The organism is Halorussus litoreus (genome assembly GCF_003382685.1).
GTDB lineage: Archaea > Halobacteriota > Halobacteria > Halobacteriales > Haladaptataceae > Halorussus > Halorussus litoreus.
Genome location: NZ_QLVG01000001.1, coordinates 99829 through 124525 on the forward strand (window position 1 = coordinate 99829; position 24697 = coordinate 124525).

The 24697-nt window shown below is 63.8% G+C and carries 28 protein-coding genes; 14 read left to right on the forward strand and 14 right to left on the reverse strand.

The features are described 5' to 3' along the window. The 5 genes from DPQ64_RS09320 to DPQ64_RS09340 all read right to left on the reverse strand — a co-directional run bounded on the left by DPQ64_RS09320 (position 1) and on the right by DPQ64_RS09340 (position 3389). The gene (locus tag DPQ64_RS09320; protein ID WP_115864082.1) at positions 1-453 is read right to left on the reverse strand and encodes a hypothetical protein; all 453 of its coding nucleotides are present in this window, start codon (positions 451-453) and stop codon (positions 1-3) included. After that, entirely contained in the window at positions 450-962 is a 513-nt protein-coding gene (locus DPQ64_RS09325) for a winged helix-turn-helix domain-containing protein (protein WP_115864083.1), read from the reverse strand. Before DPQ64_RS09325 ends, DPQ64_RS09320 begins: the two co-directional genes overlap by 4 nt. Before the next feature lie 76 nt (positions 963-1038). After that, positions 1039-2454 carry an ATP-binding protein gene (locus DPQ64_RS09330; RefSeq protein ID WP_115864084.1) on the reverse strand — a complete coding sequence of 472 codons (1416 nt, stop codon included), beginning with the start codon at positions 2452-2454 and terminating at the stop codon, positions 1039-1041. A gap of 237 nt (positions 2455-2691) precedes the next feature. After that, positions 2692-3033, reverse strand: a complete 342-nt coding sequence (locus DPQ64_RS09335; protein WP_115864085.1) for a PemK-like protein — start codon at positions 3031-3033, stop codon at positions 2692-2694. Beyond that, entirely contained in the window at positions 3030-3389 is a 360-nt protein-coding gene (locus DPQ64_RS09340; RefSeq protein WP_115864086.1) for a MarR family transcriptional regulator, read from the reverse strand. The genes DPQ64_RS09335 and DPQ64_RS09340 overlap by 4 nt, the downstream gene beginning before the upstream one ends. 407 nt (positions 3390-3796) lie before the next feature. Here DPQ64_RS09340 and DPQ64_RS09345 point away from each other — a divergent pair, with 407 nt between their 5' ends. Together DPQ64_RS09345 and DPQ64_RS18750 are read left to right on the forward strand one after the other, a co-directional pair. Continuing rightward, positions 3797-4891, forward strand: a complete 1095-nt coding sequence (locus DPQ64_RS09345) for a sensor histidine kinase (RefSeq protein WP_115864087.1) — start codon at positions 3797-3799, stop codon at positions 4889-4891. Positions 4892-4893: 2 nt separating this feature from the next. After that, positions 4894-5058, forward strand: a complete 165-nt coding sequence (locus DPQ64_RS18750; protein WP_157971653.1) for a hypothetical protein — start codon at positions 4894-4896, stop codon at positions 5056-5058. 236 nt (positions 5059-5294) lie between these two features. Here the strand turns inward: DPQ64_RS18750 and DPQ64_RS09350 are convergent, their stop codons facing one another. Genes DPQ64_RS09350 through DPQ64_RS09360 form a run of 3 tightly spaced genes read right to left on the reverse strand, consistent with a single transcriptional unit; the run spans position 5295 to position 8234 of the window. After that, positions 5295-6002 carry a YqjF family protein gene (locus DPQ64_RS09350; protein WP_115864088.1) on the reverse strand — a complete coding sequence of 236 codons (708 nt, stop codon included), beginning with the start codon at positions 6000-6002 and terminating at the stop codon, positions 5295-5297. A 52-nt stretch (positions 6003-6054) separates the two neighbouring features. Next, positions 6055-6930 (reverse strand): bactofilin family protein, encoded by an 876-nt coding sequence (locus DPQ64_RS09355; protein WP_115864089.1) that lies wholly within the window; start codon positions 6928-6930, stop codon positions 6055-6057. After that, the gene (locus tag DPQ64_RS09360) at positions 6927-8234 is read right to left on the reverse strand and encodes an MFS transporter (protein ID WP_115864090.1); all 1308 of its coding nucleotides are present in this window, start codon (positions 8232-8234) and stop codon (positions 6927-6929) included. Before DPQ64_RS09360 ends, DPQ64_RS09355 begins: the two co-directional genes overlap by 4 nt. An 896-nt stretch (positions 8235-9130) precedes the next feature. Here DPQ64_RS09360 and DPQ64_RS19880 point away from each other — a divergent pair. Further along, entirely contained in the window at positions 9131-9238 is a 108-nt protein-coding gene (locus DPQ64_RS19880) for a hypothetical protein (protein WP_368276038.1), read from the forward strand. Between the two features lie 105 nt (positions 9239-9343). On the opposite strand, the gene DPQ64_RS09365 is transcribed toward DPQ64_RS19880, so the two are convergent. Then, positions 9344-9892 carry a DUF1684 domain-containing protein gene (locus tag DPQ64_RS09365; RefSeq protein WP_115864091.1) on the reverse strand — a complete coding sequence of 183 codons (549 nt, stop codon included), beginning with the start codon at positions 9890-9892 and terminating at the stop codon, positions 9344-9346. An 88-nt stretch (positions 9893-9980) separates the two neighbouring features. On the opposite strand from DPQ64_RS09365, the gene DPQ64_RS09370 reads away from it, so the two are divergent. Then, positions 9981-11363 carry an FAD-dependent oxidoreductase gene (locus DPQ64_RS09370; RefSeq protein ID WP_115864092.1) on the forward strand — a complete coding sequence of 461 codons (1383 nt, stop codon included), beginning with the start codon at positions 9981-9983 and terminating at the stop codon, positions 11361-11363. A 68-nt stretch (positions 11364-11431) separates the two neighbouring features. On the opposite strand, the gene DPQ64_RS09375 is transcribed toward DPQ64_RS09370, so the two are convergent. Next, positions 11432-12547, reverse strand: coding sequence for an MBL fold metallo-hydrolase (locus DPQ64_RS09375; RefSeq protein ID WP_115864093.1), 1116 nt, complete (start codon positions 12545-12547; stop codon positions 11432-11434). 284 nt (positions 12548-12831) lie between these two features. Between DPQ64_RS09375 and DPQ64_RS19210 the strand changes: the two genes are divergently transcribed. Further along, the gene (locus DPQ64_RS19210) at positions 12832-13011 is read left to right on the forward strand and encodes a hypothetical protein (RefSeq protein ID WP_198662076.1); all 180 of its coding nucleotides are present in this window, start codon (positions 12832-12834) and stop codon (positions 13009-13011) included. 16 nt (positions 13012-13027) lie between these two features. On the opposite strand, the gene DPQ64_RS09380 is transcribed toward DPQ64_RS19210, so the two are convergent. Then, a complete protein-coding gene (locus DPQ64_RS09380; protein WP_115864094.1) occupies positions 13028-13633 on the reverse strand; it encodes a DsrE/DsrF/DrsH-like family protein in 606 nt (201 codons plus the stop codon). A 2-nt stretch (positions 13634-13635) separates the two neighbouring features. Next, positions 13636-13881, reverse strand: coding sequence for a sulfurtransferase TusA family protein (locus tag DPQ64_RS09385; RefSeq protein ID WP_115864095.1), 246 nt, complete (start codon positions 13879-13881; stop codon positions 13636-13638). Positions 13882-14185: 304 nt separating this feature from the next. Here DPQ64_RS09385 and DPQ64_RS09390 point away from each other — a divergent pair, with 304 nt between their 5' ends. The 9 genes from DPQ64_RS09390 to DPQ64_RS09425 all read left to right on the forward strand — a co-directional run bounded on the left by DPQ64_RS09390 (position 14186) and on the right by DPQ64_RS09425 (position 21586). Next, positions 14186-15427, forward strand: a complete 1242-nt coding sequence (locus tag DPQ64_RS09390; protein ID WP_115864148.1) for an MBL fold metallo-hydrolase — start codon at positions 14186-14188, stop codon at positions 15425-15427. 14 nt (positions 15428-15441) lie between these two features. After that, on the forward strand, positions 15442-15999 hold the full coding sequence (locus DPQ64_RS09395; RefSeq protein ID WP_115864096.1) for a YeeE/YedE family protein: 558 nt from the start codon (positions 15442-15444) through the stop codon (positions 15997-15999). Continuing rightward, positions 16000-16461 carry a YeeE/YedE family protein gene (locus tag DPQ64_RS09400; RefSeq protein ID WP_115864097.1) on the forward strand — a complete coding sequence of 154 codons (462 nt, stop codon included), beginning with the start codon at positions 16000-16002 and terminating at the stop codon, positions 16459-16461. Positions 16462-16486: 25 nt separating this feature from the next. Further along, the gene (locus DPQ64_RS09405) at positions 16487-17668 is read left to right on the forward strand and encodes an inorganic phosphate transporter (RefSeq protein ID WP_115864098.1); all 1182 of its coding nucleotides are present in this window, start codon (positions 16487-16489) and stop codon (positions 17666-17668) included. 473 nt (positions 17669-18141) lie between these two features. Beyond that, on the forward strand, positions 18142-18294 hold the full coding sequence (locus DPQ64_RS19215; RefSeq protein WP_198662074.1) for a DUF7512 family protein: 153 nt from the start codon (positions 18142-18144) through the stop codon (positions 18292-18294). Continuing rightward, positions 18294-19322, forward strand: coding sequence for a sulfite exporter TauE/SafE family protein (locus tag DPQ64_RS09410; RefSeq protein ID WP_115864149.1), 1029 nt, complete (start codon positions 18294-18296; stop codon positions 19320-19322). The genes DPQ64_RS19215 and DPQ64_RS09410 overlap by 1 nt, the downstream gene beginning before the upstream one ends. 250 nt (positions 19323-19572) lie before the next feature. Then, a complete protein-coding gene (trxA, locus tag DPQ64_RS09415; protein WP_115864099.1) occupies positions 19573-19932 on the forward strand; it encodes a thioredoxin in 360 nt (119 codons plus the stop codon). Positions 19933-19953: 21 nt separating this feature from the next. Beyond that, positions 19954-21069 (forward strand): NAD(P)/FAD-dependent oxidoreductase, encoded by a 1116-nt coding sequence (locus DPQ64_RS09420; RefSeq protein ID WP_115864100.1) that lies wholly within the window; start codon positions 19954-19956, stop codon positions 21067-21069. A gap of 115 nt (positions 21070-21184) precedes the next feature. Beyond that, a complete protein-coding gene (locus DPQ64_RS09425; RefSeq protein ID WP_115864101.1) occupies positions 21185-21586 on the forward strand; it encodes a helix-turn-helix domain-containing protein in 402 nt (133 codons plus the stop codon). Positions 21587-21681: 95 nt separating this feature from the next. Here the strand turns inward: DPQ64_RS09425 and DPQ64_RS19965 are convergent, their stop codons facing one another. Both DPQ64_RS19965 and DPQ64_RS09435 read right to left on the reverse strand, forming a co-directional pair. Further along, positions 21682-22044, reverse strand: a complete 363-nt coding sequence (locus DPQ64_RS19965; RefSeq protein WP_157971654.1) for a hypothetical protein — start codon at positions 22042-22044, stop codon at positions 21682-21684. A 121-nt stretch (positions 22045-22165) separates the two neighbouring features. Continuing rightward, positions 22166-24328, reverse strand: a complete 2163-nt coding sequence (locus DPQ64_RS09435; RefSeq protein WP_115864102.1) for a PAS domain S-box protein — start codon at positions 24326-24328, stop codon at positions 22166-22168. Positions 24329-24697 lie beyond the last annotated feature (369 nt).

The following is a 24697-nucleotide window of genomic DNA, read 5'->3' on the forward strand; positions in this document are numbered from 1 at the left end:
TCACGGTGGATTTGATGCGCTATTCAGCTGCTCCACATCTTCGTCCTCGTACGCTGTTCGCCATAATGCGTGGACTGCACGGGCCACAAGTGACACTTCAGTCACATCGATACAGGACGATTCGGCTGCCGTGGTGGCCCCATCGGGCGGGGGATGAAAGTGGATCTCGGGTGAGTGTGTATTCGGGTGGCGCTCGAATCGCCAGTTGACGCCGTCGCTATCGACGTAATGAAACGAATACATCCCCAGTTCGCTCCATTGGATATCGATTCGTGCAGCGTCGGCGTCTTCAAGCCCGTCGGTGAGACTGATATGTAGTTCCGTGGGTGCGACGACGTCATCGTATGAGGTTGCGTCGACTAACGGCTCAAGCTCAAGCCAGAGGTCACGAATCCGCTGGAGAGATGGGAGATAGATCGGTCCGAACCTCCCGGCTCGGTCGTCCCCACTCATACAGCGAGTTGGTGACTGGCCTCGTCGTAGGCGAGTGCTGCTTGGGCGACGGCGAGATTCTGCCGCGTCGTTCGCCACGCGGTGAGATCGTCCCAGCCTTCCGTCTCGCCGGCGTCAAGTTGCTGAGCGAGTTCCTCCGGAGACACCACGTCGTAGCGCTCCTCATAGCCCCGGATCTCGGCTTTCATGTCCTTGATGCCCTCGAGCAATTCAGTCCGATTCGCTTCATCGCGAAGCTCTCGGATTCGGGACATCAGAATCCGGTCGCTATTTCGCTTGTACAGCGTTGTTTGGCCGTCCTGCTCCGTCTCGGCGAAACCCGTGTTCACGAGCGACTTACAGTGTCGACGCGCCGTCGGCTCGCTCACGAGAGCCCGGTCGGCAATCTCGGCTGCCGACTGACCCTCGTGGGTTTGTTCGATGATTTCGTACACCCGCTCGAACGGCGTGGTGTCGTCTTTCCAGTCGGCTTTGACCTGTTCGTTGATGTCATCCCACGTCTCAGTCACACCGAGTGCTACGCACCCCAGAGACAAATAATTTCCTCAAAAAACCATTCGTTTCTCCGAACCAGCAACAATCAGACTATTGGTCGGCTCTACTCTCAAGAATAGCAACGATATCAGAGAGATCGAAGAGACGAAGATCATCACGCTCGTCTGCAGCTTCCTCGACGGAGCGTTTGAACCCAGAGCGACTGAACAAGGCGAATTCATACGTCGGCTCACCACCTCCAATGGGTGTCCAGTCGGTGTGCTCCACGTCGTCTTCGAGATCCGTGAGCACGTCATAGCCGAGGGGGGTGTTGGTGAATTTCGCTTCGCCAGCGATCAGCGTCGACTCGTCAGTTGGTGCGACGACATCTACCTCCCGGCCCTTGTACCACCACTGACTTGGCACCTGTGTGAGCTGGTAGTCTGCATAGAGCGCTGGCACCGCCTGGTGACAGAGCGATTCGAACGTTTCGCTGACGAAGTCGGGCAATTCCGGTTCGATGAGATCCGCGTAGGCGTTCTCGCCGTAGAGTTCGTACTGTCCCCCGCGGCCATAGAGATAGCGGAAGTAAAACCGGAACACGGGATCTCGAATCTGGTATCGCGTCCGCTTGCTGTGTGCCGGGTCGGCGAGTGCTGGATGGTGTTTCTCGATGATCTGGAGTGTTTCCAGTCGGTCGAAGTAGTACGACGTGTTGGTGCTCTCGATGCCGGCTCCTTGGGCGATCTCGTTTCGACTGCGGTTCCCGCTAGCCATCGATTCCAGTACGGAGAAATATGTGTTCACCTCGTTGAGTTCCATCTGGAGGACGGTTTCGGGCTCGTCGTGGAGTGGGCCATCGGGGTCGCACAGCAGGCGCGTGATGTTCTCTCCGAGGCTCTGTGCTGGATCGAGTGGGCTAAGATATCGGGGTGTGCCGCCGAAGACGCCATAGACGAACACCCGTTCTTCGAGATCGTACGTCGGCACGAACTCTTGGATGGAGCGAAACGGCAGCTGGGTGAGTTCGAGGCGGCCATTCGGTGTCTGGGATACTCGGCCGTAGAGTGGCGCACCGCCATCAAGGACGTGGGTATGAATCATGCCGATTGCAGAGCCTGTGAGTACGAGCGTCGCCTGACTCTTGTCGACAGCTGTATCCCACAGGTGTTGAATGACCGACGGAAGCCCCTCGTTCGATTCAATGAGGTACGGAAATTCGTCGATGACAATGACGGCGTCTCTGTCGGTGAGGTACGTTAAGAGCGGTTCCCATTCCTCTTTGACGGCCGTGATGTCTGGATAGGTCGTCGCTGCTGCCTCGACGAATCGCCTGAGCTGTGTCGTCGCTGTTCCTTGGACTGCCTGATAGTACACGGCATCGTCGCGGTCGGCAATCGATTGGCGGACGAGTTCGCTCTTGCCGATCTGGCGGCGTCCATAGATAATCGCGAGTTCTGCAGCGTCACTCTCATAAAGGGCCTGCAACCGATCGAGTTCCTCGATACGATTGACGAACTGGTCCATATTCTCAGTCGTGGTGGGAGATACAAACGTGTTCCGGAGTTAGGGGACGAACTATAATAGTCTGGGCTATAATATTCTGAACTCTAATAGGAGTTCGTAATCGTGCCCTCAAATATTCGGATGGTCCGACCCATTTCTGGCTTCATAACTGGTTATGAACTTAAAACTCCTCAAGAGACTATAAACGGCGTATCCTTAGGCATTCTATGGTATCGTCGTTGACACAGGAAGGTCCACTTAAGAGGAGATGTAGCCACTTACTTGTCTTGCCACATCCGCGGTACGTTCGTCGACGAGGGAGGTCATATGGAGTTCTACTTCTGCAGCACTATTGAGAGTCGCGAGCGCCCACGGCAGAACGTGACTTTGTTTGTCGAGTGGATTGTCCTCATAATCATCGTCGCGGAGCGTGAGTGACTCCTCATGGTAGGTCTTCGTGGAGATTAGGACGGTGATGAGTTGCAAGCCGTGGTTCGGAAACCGAGGTGCTCCCAGAATGAGCATCGGCCGGCCTTTGTCTGAGAGTGGATCAATTCCCCAAATGATGTCGCCGCGCTTCAGTTCCTCGAATGCGGTCACTGCACTTCCTCCATCTCGTCGGTTTTCAACTCCTCAAGATGCTCCTCGCCGTACTGCTCGTCTGCGGTCTGATGGTACTGGTGAAGCCGGTAGGCGGCTCGGAGCCGTTCTTCATCGTCTGTGATCGCCCAGTACGGGCGCTTGTGCCGCACGAGGCCTCGTTCCTTCAATCGCGAGAGGATGGCACTAACGGCGTCCGTATCTAGTTCGAGTTGCTCGGCGATCGTTGCCGCCTTCCATGCACAGTCGTCGTTCTCGTCGAGGAACAACACGATCCGTTCGGTATCGTTCTGCTCCTCAAACTCGTCATCGTCGGCGTTCTCGAACTCGTCGATATCGATAGTGCCGCTCGACATACATTGGTGTTGGTACCGTTGACCCATAGCTGTTTGGGATGTTTGTTACAGTTGTAGCGAGGAGAATACCGCATATGAAGGGCTGGCGCGCCGAAATCCACTAGGGGTTTCGGCGGTCTCTTCGAAGACTTAGAGCCGACCATCGCCTCCAAACGCGTTCTGTTAGTGAATCTCTATCTCTGGTCGATTGCTCATGCTCTCCGAGCCTCCACTATTCGAGGCTCAAAAAACCGCTCCAAAAGAAAGAGTGGTACGCCTACTCTGACCGGAGTTCTTCTGCACGTCGCTCGGGCCGGAAGAATCCAGATACGATTCTAGTGGGTATTCTCGTCAGCGACACAGGCACGCAGCAGGTTCATATCGTTTATTGTCGCGATGCTTGGGTTGGTGAGCCGGATATTCCGTGGTTGGAACGGATCCTGGACTTCGAGATGTGCGTCATCGGCATCGAAGACGACGGAGAACTCGTTGTTCGGGCTGCATCCGAAGACATAGCGGTAGACGAACAGACGCAAGCGATGGACGAAGGGCTCGCTGGCAAGACGTATCGAACCGGAGAGTCGTACGTGATCCACGATACGGCCTCCGTCGACGAAATCTCGGACGATAGTCCCTATCGGTCGGCGATCAGCATTCCGATCGACGACCGCGGGAACTTCCAGGCTGTCGACACCGAGCCGGACGCGTTCGACCAAACGGACCTCGAACTGACCGAACTGCTCGTCTCACACACTTCGGCCGCAACCAAGAACCTCGAACGAACGAAGGAACTCGAACGGAAGAACGAACGACTCGAAGAGTTCAGCAGCGTCATCTCACACGACCTCCGGAGCCCACTCAACATCGCCCAGGGAATGATCGGGCTGGCGAAAGAGTCCGGAGATCTCTCGCACCTCTCGAAGGCCGAGACGGCACTGGACCGGATGAACGAATTGACCGAGAACCTGTTGACGCTCGCGAAAGAGGGGGAGGTGCTCGACGACCGCGAGCCGGTTGCAGTTGCCGACGTGGCCAGACAGGCGTGGTCGACGAGTGCGACCGGTGAGGCGTCCCTCTCGGTTGCGGAGTCGCTCGGGATGGTCTCGGCCGATCCGTCTCGGTTCCAGACCCTGTTCGAGAACCTGTTCCGGAATGCCGTGGAACACGGTTCCACGAGCAGTCAGCCTACGGCTGACGACGCCGTCGAGCACAGCTCGACGAGCCCTCGCTCGCACGCTCGCGAGGACGCCGCGGAACACGGCGAATCGGCGGTCACTGTCGAGGTTGGCGGGCTATCGGACGGGTTCTTCGTCGCGGACGGCGGTCCTGGTATCCCGAACGAACAGCGCCAGCAGTTGAACCGGATGTTCGAACAGCGGTCGCTCCAACTGCACGAGCGCGAGGGCTTCGGCCTCGTTATCGTCCAACAGATCGTCGAAGCACACGGCTGGGAGATCCGTGTCACGGAGAGTGACTCCGGAGGCGCTCGCTTCGATGTAACGGGGGTCAGTTTTCTCGAGTAGCGATGGTCGGGGAACCACGGGCACTCGACGAGCGCGGTCGCCTAGTTGCTCGCCACTGCCGGAGTGAGAGCAGTCTGACCGCACCAGAGATCGACGCGGTTCTCGACACCGACGAGTTGTCCGTCGCTGCGGAACTGGAGTGGTGGGCCGGTGAGTCGTCACCGTAGCCTGTGCTCTGCGGTCGGCGATTTGGGGGGGAAGAAAGGGGCAGGGAACCGAGGCGGCAGGGTACTGGGGATGTGTACCGGTCATGTTTGCTGACACTGTGGGCGGGACTTGTCGCCATCTCGAAAAGGCAGTCTGAAATACATAGTCTATCCTATAGGTATTTTCGTATACATTAATTGGGGAACCACGCCATGACTCCGACAAGAACTACGCAGTTTCCGAGAACAAATTCACGTCACACTCTCTCGTCCGAGTGAACTCGGCGGCTCCGTGATGCGATCGTCGTGACGCCAGGACTGTAGTAGTGAACCGGTTCGGTCCTCGGATGAGCGAATCCGTTGGCCTCGAACAGCGTGTTCTCGTCGATGACCGTGTCCGTCGCGTAGAGTGGCCAGGGCTCGTGGGTGATGCGTGCGTACCGCAACGCCCTCGAAGGAGTTTCCGTGTAGTAGCGGTAGCGCGCAGTGAGGAACTCGGCGAGCGACCCCTGTCCGACGTCCAGTTGGTCACCGGTTGGGGCGTAGCTGCCCGCGAAGGTGGCAGGACGAGCGCCAGGATGGAGTCTATCGCTCTCGAACTGCACGCGACCGCCATTCACGTCGAGCGAGATTCGTGCGTAGAAGTACGGGAGGTGGTGGAATATGCGTGCGCCGAGCACGCCGACTATTCCCTGGGCGTCGAGACTGAAGAAGTAGACGCCGTCGTGACCGTCGTGAGTCACGTACGTCCTGAGGTTGAGCTCGGGTAACGGGACGCCCCATCCCGTCGGAATCCACGACGGGCGGACGTCGACGTTCGTGAACGGGACGACGGAGAGCCACGCGTCGCCATCGTAGGTATCCACCGTCAGTGCGTCGGGAACGTGAGGTCGAACGACGGACGGGTCGACCGGCCAGTTGGCGAACAGGACGTGGCGCCACCCCATGTGGAGCGACGTCACCATCGCTCGACCACTCCTGTACGCGTTGGGAGACCGGTCCAGCGGAGTCCCGCCATCACGACCCACCCCCTGGGATTGTCACGGGCTCGAACCGCTGGAGCCCGAAGTACGTGTTCAGGACCGCGCCGAATCCGACGACGGCGAGCACGACCTGAACGATGCCGCCGACGTACGGGACGACGCCGAGTACCTCCAGTGCGAGCAGGAACACCCCGATGCCTGCGACCGTCGCGACTGACGACCGTTCGAGCGGGAGGTGTGTGCCGACGAGATAGCCGAAGACCACCTGTCCGTAGAGGACGACCAGGAGTTCGGCGACGAGGCCGGCGATAGCGAGCGGGATCAAAACGAGTGTGAACATCATGTACACGAAGAGAACGAGCAGGGTCACCGCCCCGAGTGACCCGACGACGCCGCTGACGAGTGCGTGGTCCGCGACCGCGGCCCCGACGTTCTCGAGCAGGACCGGATGCCGACTGACGAGCCACCACCCGATACCCCCGAGCACGAGGAACTGCAGGAGAAACGCGCCGATCCGTTGTGCTGGGGAGTTCGACGGTGTCGGTGCTTCGAGCGCGGAGACGCGACCGACAGTCGCACCGGGAGCGATCGACGAGTCCCCGGCGATAGTCTGTACCGTTCCGCGGACTGTCGCCCCGTCGGCGATGGAGAGGTTCCCCGCGAGTAGCGTCACGTCACCATCGACCGCCCCGTCGATTCGCGCGGTGCCGCCGATGACGTAGATGTCACCGCTGACGGCCGTGTCGACGGGAACGGTCGTCGTTCCGCCAGCGACGACGTGGACGTCGTCGAGCGTTTCGACGCTGGTCTCGCCTTGGAACGTCACCGACAGCTGTTGGACGTCGCCGCCGCCGACGGAGATCATGAGGAGGACGACTATCAACAGCGGAATCGCTTCGGTCGGGCTCACACCGTGGACCCCCCGTCGTAGCGGGCGAGTTCGACCATCCGGCGGACGTACAGTCCGACTGCAAGGCCAAATAACAGTAGCAAGGAGAGAGCCTGAACGACGTTGAGATGTGACAACAGCGTCAGCTCGGCCGCCTGGAAGTACAGTGCCAGTGCAGTGCTCGTGAACGTGGCCAGCCAGCCGGCGACACCGATACCGATAGCCGAATGCGTGCCGACCGTGTCCGCCGTCGAGAGGTCAGGCCAGAGGACGAAGTTCAGCGTCGTGTAGAAGCTCACTGCGACCGCGTACGCGGCCGGATTGAGCGGGGACGTCGGGCCCTGCGCGAGCGACGGGAACACTGCCGCGAGCCGCAGATCGGAGGTGTAGAGGACGTGGGACAGCGCGAAGAGCGCGAACGTCCACAGGAAGACGCGGGACAGCGAGTAGTTCGTGTAGATGACGCCGGCCATCACCGCCCCGACGACGTGCGCGATCGCGATGAACACTCTCGTCGAGAGTGCGGGTGATTGCCACGAACTGAGTAGCAAAGACGGGGTGTCGATGATGCGCAGGAAGCCGAGGCTGTCGATGAAGAACACGCCGAACATGAGGATCACAGGGACGACGAAGGCAGCACTCCGGGCGCGGACTGGCTCGTCGTGGCAGAACCGACCCGTCCCAAACGCGCGGTGCTGGCTCTCGAGGCTGGAGAGTACGGCGTCGATGCGGTCGATCCGGGCGAACGACAGGACGGCCAGGACGAGCACTCCGGGAGCCATCGCGGCGACCATCACGCGACTGAAGACGTCGATCGACCACGACAGCGGAATCGCGTTCGCCATGAAGTACGTGATAGCCGTGATGGCGGCGGCGACGTATCCGCGGTCTGGGACGGGAACGAGGTCGATCGCCAGTGAGAACGAGACGGGGAAGCCGACACCGAGGCCGATAGATGCGACGCCGATCCACGCGCCGAACGCGGGGACGGACCGGATTTCCGGCGCGACCAACGTGAGGACGAACTGGACGCAGACGACGCCGAACAGCAACTGGAGTTTCGTTCGAAGGGTACTGCTCCATCCGCGGCGGTCCATCGTCACGCCGGTCGCAACCGCGACGACGAGGGTGCAGAGCGCGAGAGCGGCCATCCAGACGGAGACGGCGGTCTCCGACATGCCGACGAGGCGGGTGCCGAGGTCGATGAGCCCGAGCTGGACGAAGGTGATGTTGTAGTAGTAACCGGCGACCATCAGTGCGACGAACAGCACGTACCCGAATGCCGTCGTCCACCGGTGTTCCCGTACGTGCGTGAAGAACTGCATGGCAGCTGTAGTAACGTATCATGTGCGGCGATACCTAAAAAGACCATGTCGAGGGCGAGAGCGTCACCACTGTGTTCACCGTCTCGACTCGGAGTCCACTCGCTCGCAGTTCTGGACCGAGAACCGGGAGGGACAGCCGTCGTGCCAGGATGTGTTCGATACGGTCTGGTAGCTGTGGCGAGTTCTGACGGAGGACTGGCCAGTACCGAGTGTAGCAATCCACGTCAGGCGAGGGGGAGGGGAGGAGGTGTTCGATGGAGCCAGCAACTAACCCGGCGTGGCTCGGAGTATCAGTACTTCGGTTGGGAAAATAACGTGGATGTAGGCAGTTAACCACGGAAGCGGCAGCAGATTGATGTCAGAGGCACCTCGCTTGGAGGGATTTCTGCCGCTATCTCCTATCATGCCTCGAAAGAAAATAGATGTTGGCCCTAATTATTGAGGGCCGGTTGGTATTAACACACGCAAATTCTCGGTTCTGGATAAACAATCGTAGGTCAGCCGTGGTGGCTGCAGCCACGTCCGACCGAATACCACGTCCGGCAGTTCCTCGAGTCTCGGTAGCGCAGGCCGAGTGTGGATGGTGCGCTCGTGAGACTGTGCCTCTGATGGTCTCCGGGCAGACAACCTGCATAAACCCTTCCCAACTTCATCAGTGTTGTGCGGTAGGCAAATATCATTGTAAACGCTTCATATCCTCTTCGCCGTATTCGCACTCAACCGGATAATTACTCTAAATCGTGGGTTCGCTTCATGTCGATGTTTAGAACGAACATTATCACTTAGGAGGTACTTTTTAGATACCACCCTGTCTACAGCCGTCAACGTCAGCGATACAGCCGGGGGCTCGTCAGAAACAGCACGACGAGGATGTAACGAACACGATCATCGAGACGATAGCTGACGCGGAGGGAGTGCGGCCGGAGGAAATCGACGCCTGTCTCTACGACGTCATCGAACCGGAGTTCGATCATCGTACTCGCAGTCGGCAGCCGCGTCCATAACGCTACGTGCGGTACTGGGCCCGAACGGACCTCCGATGGAATCCGGGTTCGGGAGTTTCCGGCCGACTCTCGCTCTCGCTCGGCGGTCCGGGCCGCGAGAGGCCCCTACTCGTCGGGCCAGTAGGTCTTCTCGCCGGCCTCGATGGCCACGTCGAGCCAGTTCTCCATCGGCGGGAGCGGGCACTCGTAGCGGTCCGAGTACGCACAGGTCGGATTGTACGCCTCGTTGAAGTCGAGGATCCAGTCGCCGTCCGACGTTCGGTGCGTCTCGGGTTCGAGGTCGAGGTATCGGCCGGCGCCGTAGGTCTCGTCGCCGCTCGTCGCGTCGCGGAACGGCACCCAGAGACGGTCCTCGTCGGGGTCGGACTTGTAGGCCTGCAGGGTCGCTTCCGCACCGTTCACGGTGAACCGGAACTCGCCCCACCGGACGTACTCCTGCTCGCCGTCAGTGCTCGTCGCGACCGTGAGTCGCTCTTTGTCGTCGTGTTCGTCGAGCGGGAGTTCGAACCGGTACTGCTCGTCGAGCGGGAAGTAGCGCAGTCCGTCGAACGACGCCCGCTGGTCGTCCGGAATCGGCGACCGGGGGTTCTCTCCGAAGTATCGGTCCTTCTGCTCGCGTCGTTGCTCGACCGCTGCTCGCCAGTCGGTGGCCATGAGTGGTGGTACGAGCCAGAGCAGTTCAAGTGTTTGGTATTGTGAACGCTACGAAATACTTTTTGGCGTCCGAGGGTTCTGTGTACGTATGGGAGAGACGTTCGTCATCGTCGGTGGGGACGCGGCCGGAATGAGCGCTGCGAGCAAGGCCAAGCGCGAGCACCCGGAACTCGACGTCGTCGTCTTCGAGAAGGGCGACTGGGTGTCGTACGCGGCCTGCGGGATGCCCTACTACGTGAAGGGAGACGTCGAGGAACTCGACGACCTCGTGTCCCTGACGCCCGAGGAGTTCGTCCAGGAGCGCGACGTCGACCTCCGTACCCAGCACGAAGTCGTCGCCGTCGATACCGACGCGAAGACCGTCACGGCGTCGGCCGACGACGAACGCGTCGAGCAGCCCTACGACCATCTCCTGATCGCGACCGGTGCGAGCGCCATCCGGCCGCCGTTCGACGGGATGGGTCTCGACGGCGTGTTCACCATCCACGACATGGACGAGGCCGACGCCATCGACCGGTTCCTCGACCGCCACGACCCCGAGACCGCGGCAGTCGTGGGCGGCGGCTACGTCGGCGTCGAGATGGCCGAGGCGCTGTCGGCCCGCGGGCTGTCGGTCTCGCTCTTCGAGATGCTGCCCCACGTGCTCCAGCCGTTCGGAGACGTCGTCGGAGCGGAAGTCGAAGCCCACCTTCGCGAACAGGGCGTCGACCTCAGGCTGGAGACCGCGGTCGAGGGATTCGTCGGAGGAGGGGAGAGCGAAGGATCGGCGGAAGGCGACCGCATCGAGGCGGTCGCTCTCGGCGACGAGCAGGTGCCCGCAGACGTCGCCATCGTCGGCGTCGGCGTCGAACCGAACGTCGAGCTGGCGGCCGACGCGGGCATCGATCTCGGCCCGACCGGCGCCGTCGCCACCGACGAGTACGGCCGGACGAGCGCGCCGGACGTGTACGCGGCGGGTGACTGCGCGGAGGCGACCAACGTCGTCACCGGCGAACCCGACCACGTCCCGCTCGCGCTCACGGCCAACCGCGCGGGGCGGGCCATCGGCCAGACCGTCGCGGGCGAGCCGACCGAGGTCGGCCCCACCGCCGGGACGGCCATCGTCAAAGCGTTCGAACTCGGCGCGGCCCGCACCGGAATCGTCGACGAGTCGGCCGCCCGCGAGGCCGGGTTCGACCCCGTCTCGGTCACCATCACCGACGAGTCGCGGGCCGGCTACTACCCCGGCTCCGAGGAGCTGACCGTCCACCTCGTCGCGGACCGCCAGTCGGAGCGAGTGCTGGGCGCGAGCGTGGTGGGCCGGGAGGGTGCCAAGCGAATCGACACCGTGGCCACGGCGCTCGGCGCAGAACTCACCGTGGGGGAACTCCAGAACCTCGATCTGGCGTACGCGCCGCCGTTCAGTCCCGTCTGGGACCCCGTCCTGACTGCGGCGAAGGTGCTGGGCGGACGGCTCGGCGACGCGGACTAATCTCCGGGAGCGCAACTTCCGAAACCGAGGGGTCAGTTCGCCGCGCAGTTGGTGTCAGAATCGAGGGATCAGTTCGCCGCGCAGTTGTTGGGGCCGAGTTCGAGGTCCGCGACCTCCTCGGTCAGCGGTTCCCGCCCCCAGTTGATGGCCTTGATCTGATTGTAGTTCGCGGGTTCGTCCGAGAGGCCCTCGACGATGGCGTCGACGAACGCCTCGCGGTCGTCGGTGCCGAACAGTTCGTTCGTCTCCTCCAGGTCCCCGAGCGAGGTCGCGAGCGGCCGGATCTCCTCGTCGGAGAAGTGACCCGGGAGGACGACGGTCTCGTCGGGGAGGTCGCGGAGGTCGGCGAGGCTGTCGAACAGTTCGTCGGCCGCCTCGCGCACGTCGGTCTCGTCACTGCCCTCGAGGTCGGGCCGCCCGACGCTGTCGATGAACAGCGTGTCGCCCGAGAGCAGGGCGTCGCCCCACTCCAGCGAGACGCTTCCGGGCGTGTGCCCCGGCGTGTGACGGACTTTCAGATCGCGGTCGCCGACCGCGATCTCATCGCCGTCTTCGAGCGGCTCGTAGTCGTCGAGCGCGCCCGCGTCGGTCGGGGTGAGGTAGTACGGACCGTCCAGATCGGCCGCCAGGGAGCGACCGCCGCTGACGTGGTCGGCGTGGGCGTGCGTGTCGACCGCGCCGACGAGTTCGACGTCGCGCTCCGCGGCGAACTGGCGGTACTCGTCGAGGTACAGGCTGGGGTCGACGACGACGCCCTCACCGCCGTCGTGGACGAGATACGAGACGCAGCCCGTTCCGGGCCGGACGACCTGGACCACGCCATCGACCTCGTCGACCTCGTACGCGACGTGGACGCGACCCCAGCCGTTCATGCCGTCGTCCATCGACGTGGCGTCGTAGCCCCGCTCGCGGAGGAACTCGGCAGCCGCGACCGACGTGATACCGGCGACGCACACGACGACGATCTCTTTTTCGTCGGGAATCTCGTCGAGCGACGCTTCGAGGCCGGTGAAGTCGTCGTCGAGCAACTGGTCGTAGATTGGGACGTTGTGGCTCCCCGCCACGTGCCACTCCTCGTAGTCGTCCTCGTTGCGGACGTCGAGGACGAACAGGTCCTCGTCGTCGCGCCGCGCGGCGACTTCGTCGGGACTGATCGCGGGTCGATCCTGTGCCGTATTGCTCATTGTGGACAATATTATTCCGCCTGTCGGTAAAACTGTTGTGACCGGTTCACCGACGACGTGCAGACGACTACCTCGTCGACGGTGGCGGACCGACGACCGAATTTCGGGAGCCGTGCGACCGAAAACCCTTCGTTCGATGTCGTATACGATTGGATATCCATGGACGAAGAGGACACGATTACGCGCCGGCGGGCGCTCCTCGCGGGCGTCGTTCCGGGGTTGCTCGCCGCGGCTGTGCCAGTTGCGGTGCGGGCGTCCTCGGCGCGCTCGGCTTCGTCGGCGCGATGGTCGCGCTCCCATTCGACGGGAACCCCCTGCGACTGGGCGGCATCCTCCTCTCGCTCCGACCGCTCCTCGGCGTCGTGAGCGTCGTCGTCTTCGCCGGGCTGTTGTACTACCAGCGTCGAAACTGCGCGAACTGTTCAACCGTCCCGATTCTCGTGGCGACCGGCGAAACGGGGTGAAAACGTCGAGTCGTCTCTACACGAGCAGTTGGATGTCGGCCTCGGCCATGTCCTGGACCGCGGTGGCCGCGCCGACGCCGGTCGTGACGCCGTCGAAGAAGTCGTCCTCGTCGTAGTCCATCAGCTCGATGGTCATCTGGCACGCCTGGAACTCCACGCCCATCTCGAGGGAGGTCTCGATGAGCTCCTCGATGGTGGCGGTGTCGTTGTCGGCGATCTTCTTCTCCATCATTGAGGTCGTCACGCGGTCCATCCCGGGGAGCGCTCCCACGGCGTTCGGCACCGGCATGTTGGGGTTGCCGACCGAGCTGAGCTTGAGGTCCGTCGAGCGCTCCTCGTGGAGGATGTCCAGCCCCCAGAACGTGTGGAACACCGTCACCTCGTAGCCGAACGCGGCGGCGGTGCTCGCGAGGATGAGCGGCGGGTACGCCATGTCGAGGGTCCCCTTCGTCGCGATGATCGACATCTTCTTGCCGTCGTCGCCCTCGTCCGTCGTGGCCGCCGCCACCTGTGCTTCCAGCTCCTCGACGCGGGCAGCGAGTTCCGCGCGCGAGGGCGCATCGCCGTCGGCCGCGTCGGAGGGCGCGTCGTCGACCGACGCGTCCGGTGTGTCCGTACTCATCGTCACTCCGTCTTGCGGACGTAGTGCTTGTACACGTCGCCACCCTCGACCTGATCGAGAAGTTCGACGCCGCCCGTGCTGGCCGCCCAGCCGTCGATGTCGCTCATGCTCCCCGAGTCCGTCGCCAGCACTTCGAGCACGTCACCGTCGCCGAGATCGTCGATGGCGTTCTTCGTCTTGACGACTGGCATCGGGCACGATTCTCCCTGCACGTCCAAGGTCTCCGTGATGTCGAATTCTGCACTCATGTTCGATCTGCCCCGTTGTTCTGTATTGGAGCTATTGCACAATATAGGGTCGGCAGTTAAAAACGTGCCGGTTCTTGCATAGGCCGCGAACAACTGCGATCCCACACACCTTCCGTCTGGTCCGTCTTCACCAACCTATATTAGTCACGCGAACGCGTTAAATCGGTTATATACCTCTTAGGGGCCGATAATCTGGCAGCGGCGCAGTTCTCAGCGTGAATGGTGTCCGATTCTGTATTGTGCAATCCTCGAATTACTATGCAAACCCTTATGGCGAGCCAGCCAGTAGGTCGGGATGCACACGATGAACGCAGACGACTTCGCGACTCCGGACGTCCCGGTCGAGACGGTGACGCCGGAGGATCTGAAAGCACGAATCGACGCCGGCGAAGCCGTGACGCTCCTCGACACGCGCATGGAATCGGAGTACGAGGAGTGGCGCATCGACGGCGAGACCGTCGAGTCGATCAACGTCCCGTACTTCGAGTTCCTCGACGACGAGATCGACGACGAGGTCCTCGCACAGGTCCCCGACGACCGCGAGGTCACCGTCCTGTGCGCGAAGGGTGGATCCAGCGAGTACGTCGCGGGCGAACTCGCCGAGCGCGGCTACGAGGTGAACCACCTCGAAGACGGCATGAACGGATGGGCGGGCATCTACGAGGCCGTCGAGGTCGAGCGCTACGACGGCGCGGGGACCCTGCTCCAGTACCAGCGGCCCTCCAGCGGCTGTCTGGGCTACCTCGTCCACGACGACGACGAGGCCGCCATCGTCGACCCGCTGCGGGCGTTCACCGACCGGTACCTCGACGACGCCGACGACCTCGGCGTCGAGCTGAAATACGCCATCGACACGCACGTTCACGCAGACCACGTCTCGGGCGTCCGCGCGCTCGCCGACCGCGGCGTCGAGGGCGTGATCCCCGAGGCGGCGGTCGACCGGGGCGTCACCTACGCCGCGGAACGAAGTTCCGCGAGCCCTGCCTCGCAGGCTCGGCAGGACGCCGACGAGGCGACGCTCGCGGCCGACGGCGACACCTTCTCGGTCGGTGACGCCACCATCGAGACGGTGTTCACGCCCGGCCACACCACCGGCATGACCTCGTATCTGATCGACGACAGCCTGCTCGCGACCGGCGACGGGCTGTTCGTCGAGAGCGTTGCCCGGCCCGACCTCGAAGAGGGCGACGACGGGGCCCCCGACGCGGCTCGGACGCTCTACCAGTCCCTGCAGGAGCGCGTGCTGACGCTCCCCGACGACACGCTGGTCGGCGGGGCGCACTTCAGCGACGCCGCCGTCCCCGCCGCCGACGGCACCTACACGGCTCCTATCGGCCAGCTCCGCGAGGAGATGGCCGCGCTGACGATGGACGAAGACGAGTTCGTCGAGCTGATCCTCTCGGACATGCCCCCGCGACCCGCCAACTACGAGGACATCATCGCGACGAACCTCGGCCAGCAGTCGGTCGACGACGAGGAGGCGTTCACGCTCGAACTCGGCCCGAACAACTGCGCCGCGAGCCAGGAGTCGCTCGCGGGTGACTAACGTCGCTCCACCCAATGGTAACTGATCTAATTGCGCTCCAGGTGGCCGGCGAGCTGTTCCCGAACGGGATCAGTCGCTACGCCGTCGGCGGACTGCTGGTCGGCCTCGGCGCGGTCGTCATCTATCTCGGAACCGCCATTCCTGCCGGCGCGAGCACGTTCCTCGAATCGACGCTGTCGTACGTCTCGGACCAGTCGCGGTTCCAGCGGTACGTCTCCTCCCGGGACTGGCGCGTGGTGTTCACGCTGGGGATCGTGCTCGGCGGACTGGCGTTCGCGGCGACCGTCCAGTCCGGGCTCGTCACGACGTCGCTCTACGAGACCGGGACGACCGGCGAACTGTACGAAGTCGGCGGTCTGACGCTCTGGTCGACGGACGTCCAGCCCTGGCGGCTGTTGGTTGGCGGCGTTCTGGTCGGGATCGGCACCCGGCTCGGGAAGGGGTGTACGTCCGGCCACGGCGTCTGCGGCGTCGGCTCGGCTTCGAAGACCTCGCTCGTCGGCGTCGCGACGTTCCTGACCGTCGCCATCGTGACCGCCCAGATCGTCGCGGCACTGGGGGTGAGCCCGTAGATGAGTCGGAATCGACATCCCCTGTTCATGCCGCTGATCCTGTTCGGCGGGCTGATCTTCGGGTTCGGGCTCGGGTTCAGCGGGATGGCTCGCCCGGAGGTCGTGCTGGACTTCCTCCAGTTCGAGGACTTCGGACTGCTGTTCGTCATGTTCGGCGCGGCCGCTGTCAGCGGGATCGCCTTCGCGGTTATGCCTCGGGTGCGCGACAGCGCGCCGCTGACCGGCGACGCGTACGGTCGGCGGCTCAAGTCGTTCGACCGCAACGTCCTGATCGGCGGCGCGATCTTCGGGGTCGGCTGGGGGCTCTCGGGTATCTGTCCCGGCGCGGCCTACGCCAGCCTCGGCATCGGTAACGTCACTATCCTCTGGGCCATCGGCGGGATGTTCCTCGGCGCGTACCTCCAGGGCTGGTGGCGGAGTCGCGCGGCGAACGACGCTCCCGAAGCGACGAGCGCTGACTGACCTCCGTTTTCACGCTTTCCCATCGATGCAACCCTCAGCTATCGGTCTGTTCCTGATCGCCGGGCTCGCGAGTCTGTTCATGTCGTGGGTCATCGGAGCCGGCTCCAGCGGCGCGACGCCGTTCGCGCCCGCCGTGGGCGCCAACGCCATCTCGACGATGCGCGCGGCGTTCGTCGTGGGCATCCTGGGCTTCGCGGGCGCGGTCGTCCAGGGCGCGAACGTCTCCGAGACGATTGGCGGGGGCCTCGTCGGCGGGGTGAGGCTCCCCGCAGCCGCCGTCATCGTCGTGTTGCTGATCGGTGCCGGCCTGATGGCCATCGGAATCAAGACCGGCTATCCGATAGCCACGGCGTTCACCGTCACCGGTTCGGTCGTCGGCGTAGGGCTCGCGCTCGGCGGCACGCCCGTCTGGTCGAAGTACCTGCAGATCGGCGCCGTCTGGGCGCTGACCCCGTTCGTCGGCGGCGGCCTCGCGTACGGTATCGCGAGCGTCCTGCCGCGCGAGGACGTTCCGGAGCGATACAGCGTTCCGCTCCTGGCCGGGACCGTCGTGGCGGTCCTCGCGAACGTCGAGTTCGCGTCCCTCGGGCCGAACGGAACGTCGGGATCGTTCGTCGAACTGAGCCAGCGGACGCTCGGTACCGACGGAGCGGCGGTCTCGCTGCTCGTGTCCGTGGTTCTCGCGGTCGCGATTGCGGTCCTCGTCTCGTGGGACGTCCGCCGTGACGAGACGGGTGGACTGCGACGAGTGCTCCTCTCGCTGGGGTCGCTCGTCGCGTTCTCCGCGGGCGGGAGTCAGGTCGGACTCGCCGTCGGCCCGCTCCTCCCGCTTCTGGCGGACCTGGAGCTCGTGCCGGTGATCGCCGTGCTCACCGGTGGCGGGCTCGGCATCCTCGCGGGGTCGTGGACCGGCGCGCCCCGGATGATCAAGTCGCTCGCACAGGACTACTCGGCGCTGGGTCCGCGTCGGTCCATCGCGGCGCTCGTGCCGTCGTTTCTCATCGCTCAGCTGGCCGTCCTGCTCGGCGTGCCGGTCTCGTTCAACGAGATCGTCGTTAGCGCGATCATCGGGAGCGGAGCCGCCGTCGGCGGGAGCGACGCCGTCAGCGCCCGGAAGATCGGCGTGACCGTCGGCGCGTGGGTCGGTTCGTTCGTCGTCGCGTTCGTGCTGGGGTACGGGTCGGTGGCGCTGTTTCCCTTGCTCTGACGCTGTCCGGCGCGCCGCCGTTCGGCCGCGAACGCTGGACTCACCGTCTCGACGCCCGGCCGGTGGCTCCTCTCGCTCGACGGGTGTGGTCGGTGGACGAGCGGATCTGCACGACGGCTCTGTTTTCCGGCAGTCAGAATTGTAGATAACTGACAACACTGGTGGCCCGGATTCGTCGGCAATGCGGTCGCGAGCGAACCCGGTCGCGGCCTCCACCGCCGTCGCTGCCGACCCGGTGGTCGTCGCCGCGCTGCTCGCGTGCGAGGCAGATGGCCCTCGATTTTCGACCGTTTCGGTCGGCCGGCGAACTGCCCTATATTCTCGTAACGTACAGAGATATTCGCGTCGGTTAGGCGTGTAATCCGTTGCAGTAATATTGTATAGTCGAGTCACAACCGTTAAATGCGACAGCGGATTACCCGGACGTGAGCAGAAATCCATGAATCATACAATATCGAACGAGGTGTCGAACGATGTTCGGGATTGAAGACCCGACTGCCATCGTCGACGCACTACAGGTCATCGGCATCGTCCTGCTCGAAGCGATCCTCCTGTACGTTGGGTACGGGCTTCTCGAGTGGGTACTCGGCCCGACGCTGGTCGACGCGCTACGGGGTGAACAGTGATCGAACTACTCGGGGTGTCCGGGACGTTGCTCCTGCTGTTCGCCGGATTCGGGGTGCTGATCGGCCTCCTTTTCGGCTTCTTCGGCATGGGTGGGTCGTTCCTCGTCACGCCCGCGCTGATGGTGATGGGCTACGAGACCGACGTCGCGGTCGCGTCGGGGTTGGCGTTCGTCTTCGCCACCTCGGTGATCGCGACCCTGAAACACCGCGACCTCGGGCAGATCGACTACAAGCTCGGCGTGCTCATGATCGCCGGAACGACCGCCGGTATCGAGGTCGGGAAGATGGGCCTCCACAGGCTACAGGCGATGGGGCTGGCCGACACCGTGGTCAGCGTCATCTACGTCGCGCTCCTGGGCGGCATCGGCGTGTTCATCACCTACACCGCAGTCAAAGGCGACGGCGGTGGCGGCATCAGCCACAACGCGGATGCCGACCCCGACGCCGACGACATCCCCGACATCGCCAAGACGATCCAGTCGTACAGCCTCCCCCCGATGATCACCATCCGCGGGGGCGTCAGCGTATCGCTGTGGATGATCCTGCTGGTCGCGTTCGCGACCGGCCTGCTGTCCGGGTTCCTCGGCGTCGGCGGCGGCTTCATCCGGATGCCGGCGCTGTTCTACCTCATCGGGGTGCCGGTTCCCATCGCGGTCGGGACCGACCTGTTCGAGATCGTGTTCTCGGGCGGGATCGGGAGCTTCCTGTACGCCATGGACGGCGCGGTCGACCTGTCGATAGTCGTGCCGCTGCTCGCCGGGAGCGCGGGCGGCGCGCGTCTGGGTGCCGCGGCGACCAGTCTCGTGGACGAAGACGAGATCAAGGTGTACTTCGGCGTGATGCTCCTGCTCGGTGCGGTCGCCGTCGCCATTCGGAAGATAGGCGAGTTCAGTGACATTCCTGTCCTCCAGACGGTGTCGCTGGTCGTCATCATCGGTGCCGCGGCGCTGGTGGCCGGTGCGGTCGTCCTGAGTTCCGTGAAGGCGCTCCGGACCGAACCCGCTCCCGCGACCAGCACCGCCGACTGACCCCGCTCCGCCGAAGACGGAGCCGGAACCGACCGAAGTTGCGCGGCTTCTTTCGGCTACCGTGACGGACTGTTCGGGTCGACAGTCTCACCGAGCGACCGGTCCGGTGACCGACCGGCCGTCGGGACCTGAGAGCCCCGAACTGCTCGCCCCCTCGGACACGTCGAGCGCCCCACCGAACCGTAGCATTGGATAGTATTGTACGTTCTACCCAAAACCCTTAACTTCCCGTGAGCACTACGTGGGAGTGATGACAGCCGATACCGCATCCGACACCGACGCGAAGACGCCGACCGAACCCGTCCACGTCGACGGACGAGCGGACCTCGACGACGTGGTGGCGGACCACGACGTGGTCCTCACCGACTTCTACGCCGACTGGTGTGGGCCGTGCCAGATGCTGGAGCCCGTCGTCGAGACCCTCGCCGCCGAGACCGACGCCGCCGTCGCGAAGGTCGACGTCGACACGAACCAGGGTCTCGCGACCGACTTCGGCGTGCAGGGCGTCCCGACGCTCGTCCTGTTCGCCGACGGCGAACTCGTCGACCGGATGGTCGGACTCCAGAGCGAGGAACAGCTCGAAGCGACGATAGCGGAGTACGCAGAGTAAGTGACTGGGAACACGAACAGGATGACCGGAAATACGACCGAGACGACCGGGAACAGTACGACCGAGACGACCGACACCGCGCGGGAACTGGTGATCGCGGGCTCGGGCGTGGCCGGACTCTCGGCCGCGGTGTACGCGGCGCGGGGCGACCTCGACCCGGTCGTCCTCGAAGGCGACGAGCCGGGCGGCCAGCTCACGCTCACCACCGACGTCGAGAACTACCTTGGCTTCCCCGAGGGAGTCGGCGGCATGGAACTCGTCCAGCGCGGCCGCGAACAGGCCGAGCAGTTCGGCGCGGAGTTCCGTCGCGCGACCATCGAGTCGGCCGCCCTCGACGACCGGCCCTTCGAACTCTCGCTGTCGAACGGCGAGACGATACGCACGCGGGCGCTCGTGGTCGCGACCGGGGCGAGCGCGCGCTGGGTCGGCGCGGAGAACGAGGACGAGCTGATGGGCTACGGCCTCTCGACCTGCGCGACGTGCGACGGCGCGTTCCACCGGGGTGACGACGTGCTCGTGGTCGGCGGCGGCGATTCCGCGATGGAGGAGGCGCTGTTCCTCGCGCGCTTCGCCGAGTCGGTCACGGTCGTCCACCGCCGCGACGAACTGCGGGCCTCGGAGATCCTGGCCCAGCGCGCGCTCGACCACGAGGACGTCGAGATCCGCTGGAACTCGGAGCTGGTCGAGCTTCACGGTTCCCAGGAGGAGGGCCTCACCGGCGCGAAACTCGTCTCCCATCCGGACGGCTATCCGGCCGAGAAGTACGAGAAGTGCGACGACGGGAAGTACGACGACGAAGACGGGGCGGGCGAGGACGGAGAGAACGCCGAGGTCGAAGACGCCGAAGCTGCGGACCTCGAAGTCGAGGACGTCGAGGCGGGCGGCGTGTTTTACGCCGTCGGTCACGTCCCGAACACGGCGTTCCTCCGGGAGACGCCCGTCGAACTCGACGCGGACGGCCACGTCGAGACTCGCGACGACACGGCGACGACCGTCGACGGCGTGTTCGCGGCGGGCGACGTGATGGACCCCCGCTATCGGCAGGCGATCACCGCCGCCGGGACGGGGAGTATGGCCGCGCTCGACGCCGAGGAGTGGCTCGACGTCCAGCAGTTGGAAGCCGTCGCCGTCCAGTAGTCTTGTACGCGCAACTTCCCCTCGTATCTGTCACTGGCTCCGGAGGCGGGATTTCCGTGGCCAGAATTGTACGTATCACACAACCCTTTTGGCACCGCGACCGCTACACGTAGACATGAGCAACTCGATGGCCGAGTACCTCCAGCAGGACATGGAGTGCGAAGGACTGTTGGAGTGTTTCCACGGACTCAAGCAGCTCGACAGGGAGTGTTTCAAATCGCTCGTCGAGAACGAAGAACCGCTGACGATCGACGAACTCGCCGAGCGCGTCGACCGTGAGCGCTCGACCGCCTACCGGTCGGTCCAGCGACTGCTTCAGGCGGGCTTCATCCAGAAAGAGCAGGTGAACTACGACCAGGGCGGCTACTACCACGTCTACCGGCCGACCGACCCCGAGAAGGCGGCCAACGACATGCAGCGGATGCTCAACGACTGGTACGCCAAGATGGGCCAGCTCATCCAGGAGTTCGAGGACAAGTACGGCGCGGTCGAGGAGAGCGCGCCGGCCCAAGACTGAGCCGGCAGCGTTCCGAGGCGTCCGACCCGATCTCCCGATTCTGGGCTGGTTCCTCGTGGCGGTGGTCTTCCTCGTTCTCAGCTATTATCCCGCCATCACGGGCTGGATACCGCGTTCCTCGTCTCGGCGATAGCCGGCACGCCCATCTCGTTGGAGGGGTTCACCGTGACGTACGCACCGTTCGCTCGTTCGCCGTCTCGCTCGCCGTCGTCGGTGCTGTCCTCTCGATCGGGGTGCGCGAAGGCATCGAACGGCTGACCACCGTTCTCATGCCGCTCGTGTTCGCCATTTTGATCGCGATGGCGGCGTTCTCGACGCGGTTCGGCGACTGCGACAAGGCGCTCGCCCAGCTCGGGGGCGAGCCGATGCTCCGCCGCGTGGTCGACCGCGTCGGCGAGGCGACCGGCGAGTTCGCGCTCGACGAGGTTCCGGACCGGCGACCGCTCGGTGGTCTCCACGCCGGCCTCGAAGCCGTCCCTCGTCGTTCTCTACTTCGCGTATCTGAGCGGACGGCCTCGTCTTTACGACGACGTAGTTAGGTTCGGTTGGAAGCACTGCGAGCTGACTGGCCCGTCACACTCATCCGCCCAATCCGGACACCTCGAATCGGGCTCCGCCGGACTCGCTCTCGATGACTTCGACTCGACCGCCGTGAGCCTCCACGACCTGTTCGACGATGTTCAGACCGAGCCCAGTTCCATTCGAGGACGTGGAGTGTCCGACCTCGAACACGGCTTCGCGCTCGTCGACCGGGATGCCGGGGCCGTCGTCGGCGACGAAGAATCCGGACGCGGTCGCGCCGACCGTGACCGTTACGTCCGCGCCGACGTGCTCGACGGCGTTACGGAAGAGGTTCTCGAACAGCTGCTGGAGGAGTTCGCGGTCCCCCTCGACGGTTCCCTCGGGGTCCACGACGAGCGTCGCCGCCGCAGTGTCGACGGTCGTCCAGCAGCTCCGGGCCAGCTCCCCGAGGTCCACGCGTTCGAGCTCCATCGCACTCGTCCCGTCCTGAGCGAGGGTGAGCAGGTCCTCGATGAGAGCGTCCATGCGGTCGAGCGCGCCCTCTATGGCGGCGGCGTGTTCGCTGTCGCACTCCTCGGAGAGGAGGTCGAGTCGGCCCTGTGCGACCTGTAGCGGGTTTCTGAGGTCGTGGCTCACGACGCTCGTGAATCGGTCGAGCCGCTCGTTCTGTCGGATCAGTTCCCGCTCTCTTGTCTTCTGATCGCTGACGTCGCGCGCCATCGCGACGAATCGCTCGATGCCGTCCAGGTCGACGCGGATGAGGTGGATCTCCACGGGGAAGGTACTCCCGTCCTCGCGTTCGAATTCGCCTTCGAATCGCCGCGGCGCGTTGGTCGGGAGGTCCGCCCAGAACGACCGAGCCGACTCCGGGTCGACGGTCACGTCGATGTCCCAGACGGCGTTTCCGAGGAGCTCGGACTCCGAGTACCCCAGTTCCTCGCAGATGCGTCTGTTGATGTCACGGATCCTCCCGTCGGCGTCGTGGGTCAGCAGCATGTCCGGGGAGTGGTCGAACAGGGCTTCGAGCCGGGCCGTGTTCGCGCGCAACCGCTCCTGATACGCGTGTCGCTCGGTCACGTCGTCCTGGAAGCCGACGAAGAACTCGACGCCGCCGTCTTCGTCGAATATCGGGGCGATGCGGACGCGGTTCCAGAACTCCGTCCCGTCCGCGCGGTAGTTCCGCAGTTCGACCGTCGCCGGCTCCCGTTCGTCGACTGCCGTCCGCAGTTCCCGGACCGCCTCCTCGCTCGTGTTCTCCCCCTGGAGGAGTCGGCAGTTCCGTCCGACGACGGCCGACCGCTCGTAGCCCGTGATGTCGACGAACTTGTCGTTCGCGTACACGATGGGATTGTCGTCCGCGTTCGGGTCAGTGAGAACGATGCCTATCGGCGCTTCGTCCATCGCTCGCTCTCTGGTCGACAGTTCCCGCGACAGCTCCGCGCTGTCGTCCGGAGGCGAGAGCGTACAGATCAGCGACCCGTCGTCGGTGGCAGTTACCGTGTGGTCGAGCGCGATAGAACTCCCGCCCTTCCGAACGAACGACGTCCGGCCTCGCCACCGGTCCTTCCGGGCTTGGGGGAGCAACGCGTCGTAAACCTCGTCGATATCCTCGTCGGCGTAGAACGTCTCCCAGTGAGCGCCCACGAGTTCCTCGCGCTCGTACCCGAGCAGGTCGGCGTACGCGGAGTTGAGGTACTGGATGTGGCCCGCTTCGTCGAGGATGCTGACGCCGTCCGGTGCGGTCTCTATCGCTTTCAGAGCGCAGTTCGCGTCCCGTTTCGCCCAGTAGTGCCCGACCACGTTCTGGATCCGGTTCGCGAGGACGTGATACTGGTCGGTACCGCCTCCTTTCTGCAGGTAGTCCGTGACGCCGGCGCTGATGGCTTCGCTCGCGATCTCCTCGCTGCCCTTCCCCGTGTACAGGATGAACGGCATGTTGGGATTCTCCGAACGGATCTCCGCGAGGAGTTCCAGTCCGTTCAAATCCGGCACGTCGTAGTCGCTGACCACGCAGTCGAACGTCGTCGAGCCGTCCGTGATGGCTGCGAGTGCAGCGCGGGAATCCGTCTCGACGTGGACCTCGAACGTCTCGTGGCGGCGTTCGAGGAACGTCTTTACCAGTTCGGCGAACCCTGGGTCGTCCTCGACGTGGAGTATCCGGACGGTTCTCGACTCGGCCAGAAGGGGGTGGTCCGGGTCACGGTCGGAGGTCGTCGTCATCGTGACGCCGCGCGCTCGGCGGTGGCGGTCAGCCTACGTTCGTCGGCGGACGAGTCGTCCTCGCAGTCGAATTCGCGAGTCGGTTCGGTCGGGGCGGTCGGTCCGGGGGTCGACGCTGATCGGCGGACAGCAGTGGGTACCGTGACTCGAACGAGGGTATCCTGTCGGCGAGCATCCGTGGCCCAAGACGGGCAGTCCCTCGCGGAGGACATCGTCATGGCTACAGGGTCGTGTAGCTACTGTTATAAACCATATTATCGAGAAATAATGAATACGATTTGAAATAAATGTGGGATTCGTGGAATTACTGCGGGCCGCTCGGTCGGCCCGCCAGTAACGGCCGTTCTCCTCGCGCCGCGAAATGGTGTA

Excerpts from the sequence above, each read along its gene's own strand:
- DPQ64_RS09320 (WP_115864082.1), bottom strand. The coding sequence starts at position 453 with ATGAGTGGGGACGACCGAGCCGGGAGGTTCGGACCGATCTATCTCCCA.
- DPQ64_RS09330 (WP_115864084.1), bottom strand. The coding sequence starts at position 2,454 with ATGGACCAGTTCGTCAATCGTATCGAGGAACTCGATCGGTTGCAGGCC.
- DPQ64_RS09340 (WP_115864086.1), bottom strand. The coding sequence starts at position 3,389 with ATGTCGAGCGGCACTATCGATATCGACGAGTTCGAGAACGCCGACGAT.
- DPQ64_RS18750 (WP_157971653.1), top strand. The coding sequence starts at position 4,894 with ATGGTCGGGGAACCACGGGCACTCGACGAGCGCGGTCGCCTAGTTGCT.
- DPQ64_RS09350 (WP_115864088.1), bottom strand. The coding sequence starts at position 6,002 with ATGGTGACGTCGCTCCACATGGGGTGGCGCCACGTCCTGTTCGCCAAC.
- DPQ64_RS09360 (WP_115864090.1), bottom strand. The coding sequence starts at position 8,234 with ATGCAGTTCTTCACGCACGTACGGGAACACCGGTGGACGACGGCATTC.
- DPQ64_RS09365 (WP_115864091.1), bottom strand. The coding sequence starts at position 9,892 with ATGGCCACCGACTGGCGAGCAGCGGTCGAGCAACGACGCGAGCAGAAG.
- DPQ64_RS09370 (WP_115864092.1), top strand. The coding sequence starts at position 9,981 with ATGGGAGAGACGTTCGTCATCGTCGGTGGGGACGCGGCCGGAATGAGC.
- DPQ64_RS09375 (WP_115864093.1), bottom strand. The coding sequence starts at position 12,547 with ATGAGCAATACGGCACAGGATCGACCCGCGATCAGTCCCGACGAAGTC.
- DPQ64_RS19210 (WP_198662076.1), top strand. The coding sequence starts at position 12,832 with ATGGTCGCGCTCCCATTCGACGGGAACCCCCTGCGACTGGGCGGCATC.
- DPQ64_RS09380 (WP_115864094.1), bottom strand. The coding sequence starts at position 13,633 with ATGAGTACGGACACACCGGACGCGTCGGTCGACGACGCGCCCTCCGAC.
- DPQ64_RS09385 (WP_115864095.1), bottom strand. The coding sequence starts at position 13,881 with ATGAGTGCAGAATTCGACATCACGGAGACCTTGGACGTGCAGGGAGAA.
- DPQ64_RS09390 (WP_115864148.1), top strand. The coding sequence starts at position 14,186 with ATGAACGCAGACGACTTCGCGACTCCGGACGTCCCGGTCGAGACGGTG.
- DPQ64_RS09395 (WP_115864096.1), top strand. The coding sequence starts at position 15,442 with ATGGTAACTGATCTAATTGCGCTCCAGGTGGCCGGCGAGCTGTTCCCG.
- DPQ64_RS09400 (WP_115864097.1), top strand. The coding sequence starts at position 16,000 with ATGAGTCGGAATCGACATCCCCTGTTCATGCCGCTGATCCTGTTCGGC.
- DPQ64_RS09405 (WP_115864098.1), top strand. The coding sequence starts at position 16,487 with ATGCAACCCTCAGCTATCGGTCTGTTCCTGATCGCCGGGCTCGCGAGT.
- DPQ64_RS19215 (WP_198662074.1), top strand. The coding sequence starts at position 18,142 with ATGTTCGGGATTGAAGACCCGACTGCCATCGTCGACGCACTACAGGTC.
- trxA (WP_115864099.1), top strand. The coding sequence starts at position 19,573 with ATGACAGCCGATACCGCATCCGACACCGACGCGAAGACGCCGACCGAA.
- DPQ64_RS09420 (WP_115864100.1), top strand. The coding sequence starts at position 19,954 with ATGACCGGAAATACGACCGAGACGACCGGGAACAGTACGACCGAGACG.
- DPQ64_RS09425 (WP_115864101.1), top strand. The coding sequence starts at position 21,185 with ATGAGCAACTCGATGGCCGAGTACCTCCAGCAGGACATGGAGTGCGAA.
- DPQ64_RS09435 (WP_115864102.1), bottom strand. The coding sequence starts at position 24,328 with ATGACGACGACCTCCGACCGTGACCCGGACCACCCCCTTCTGGCCGAG.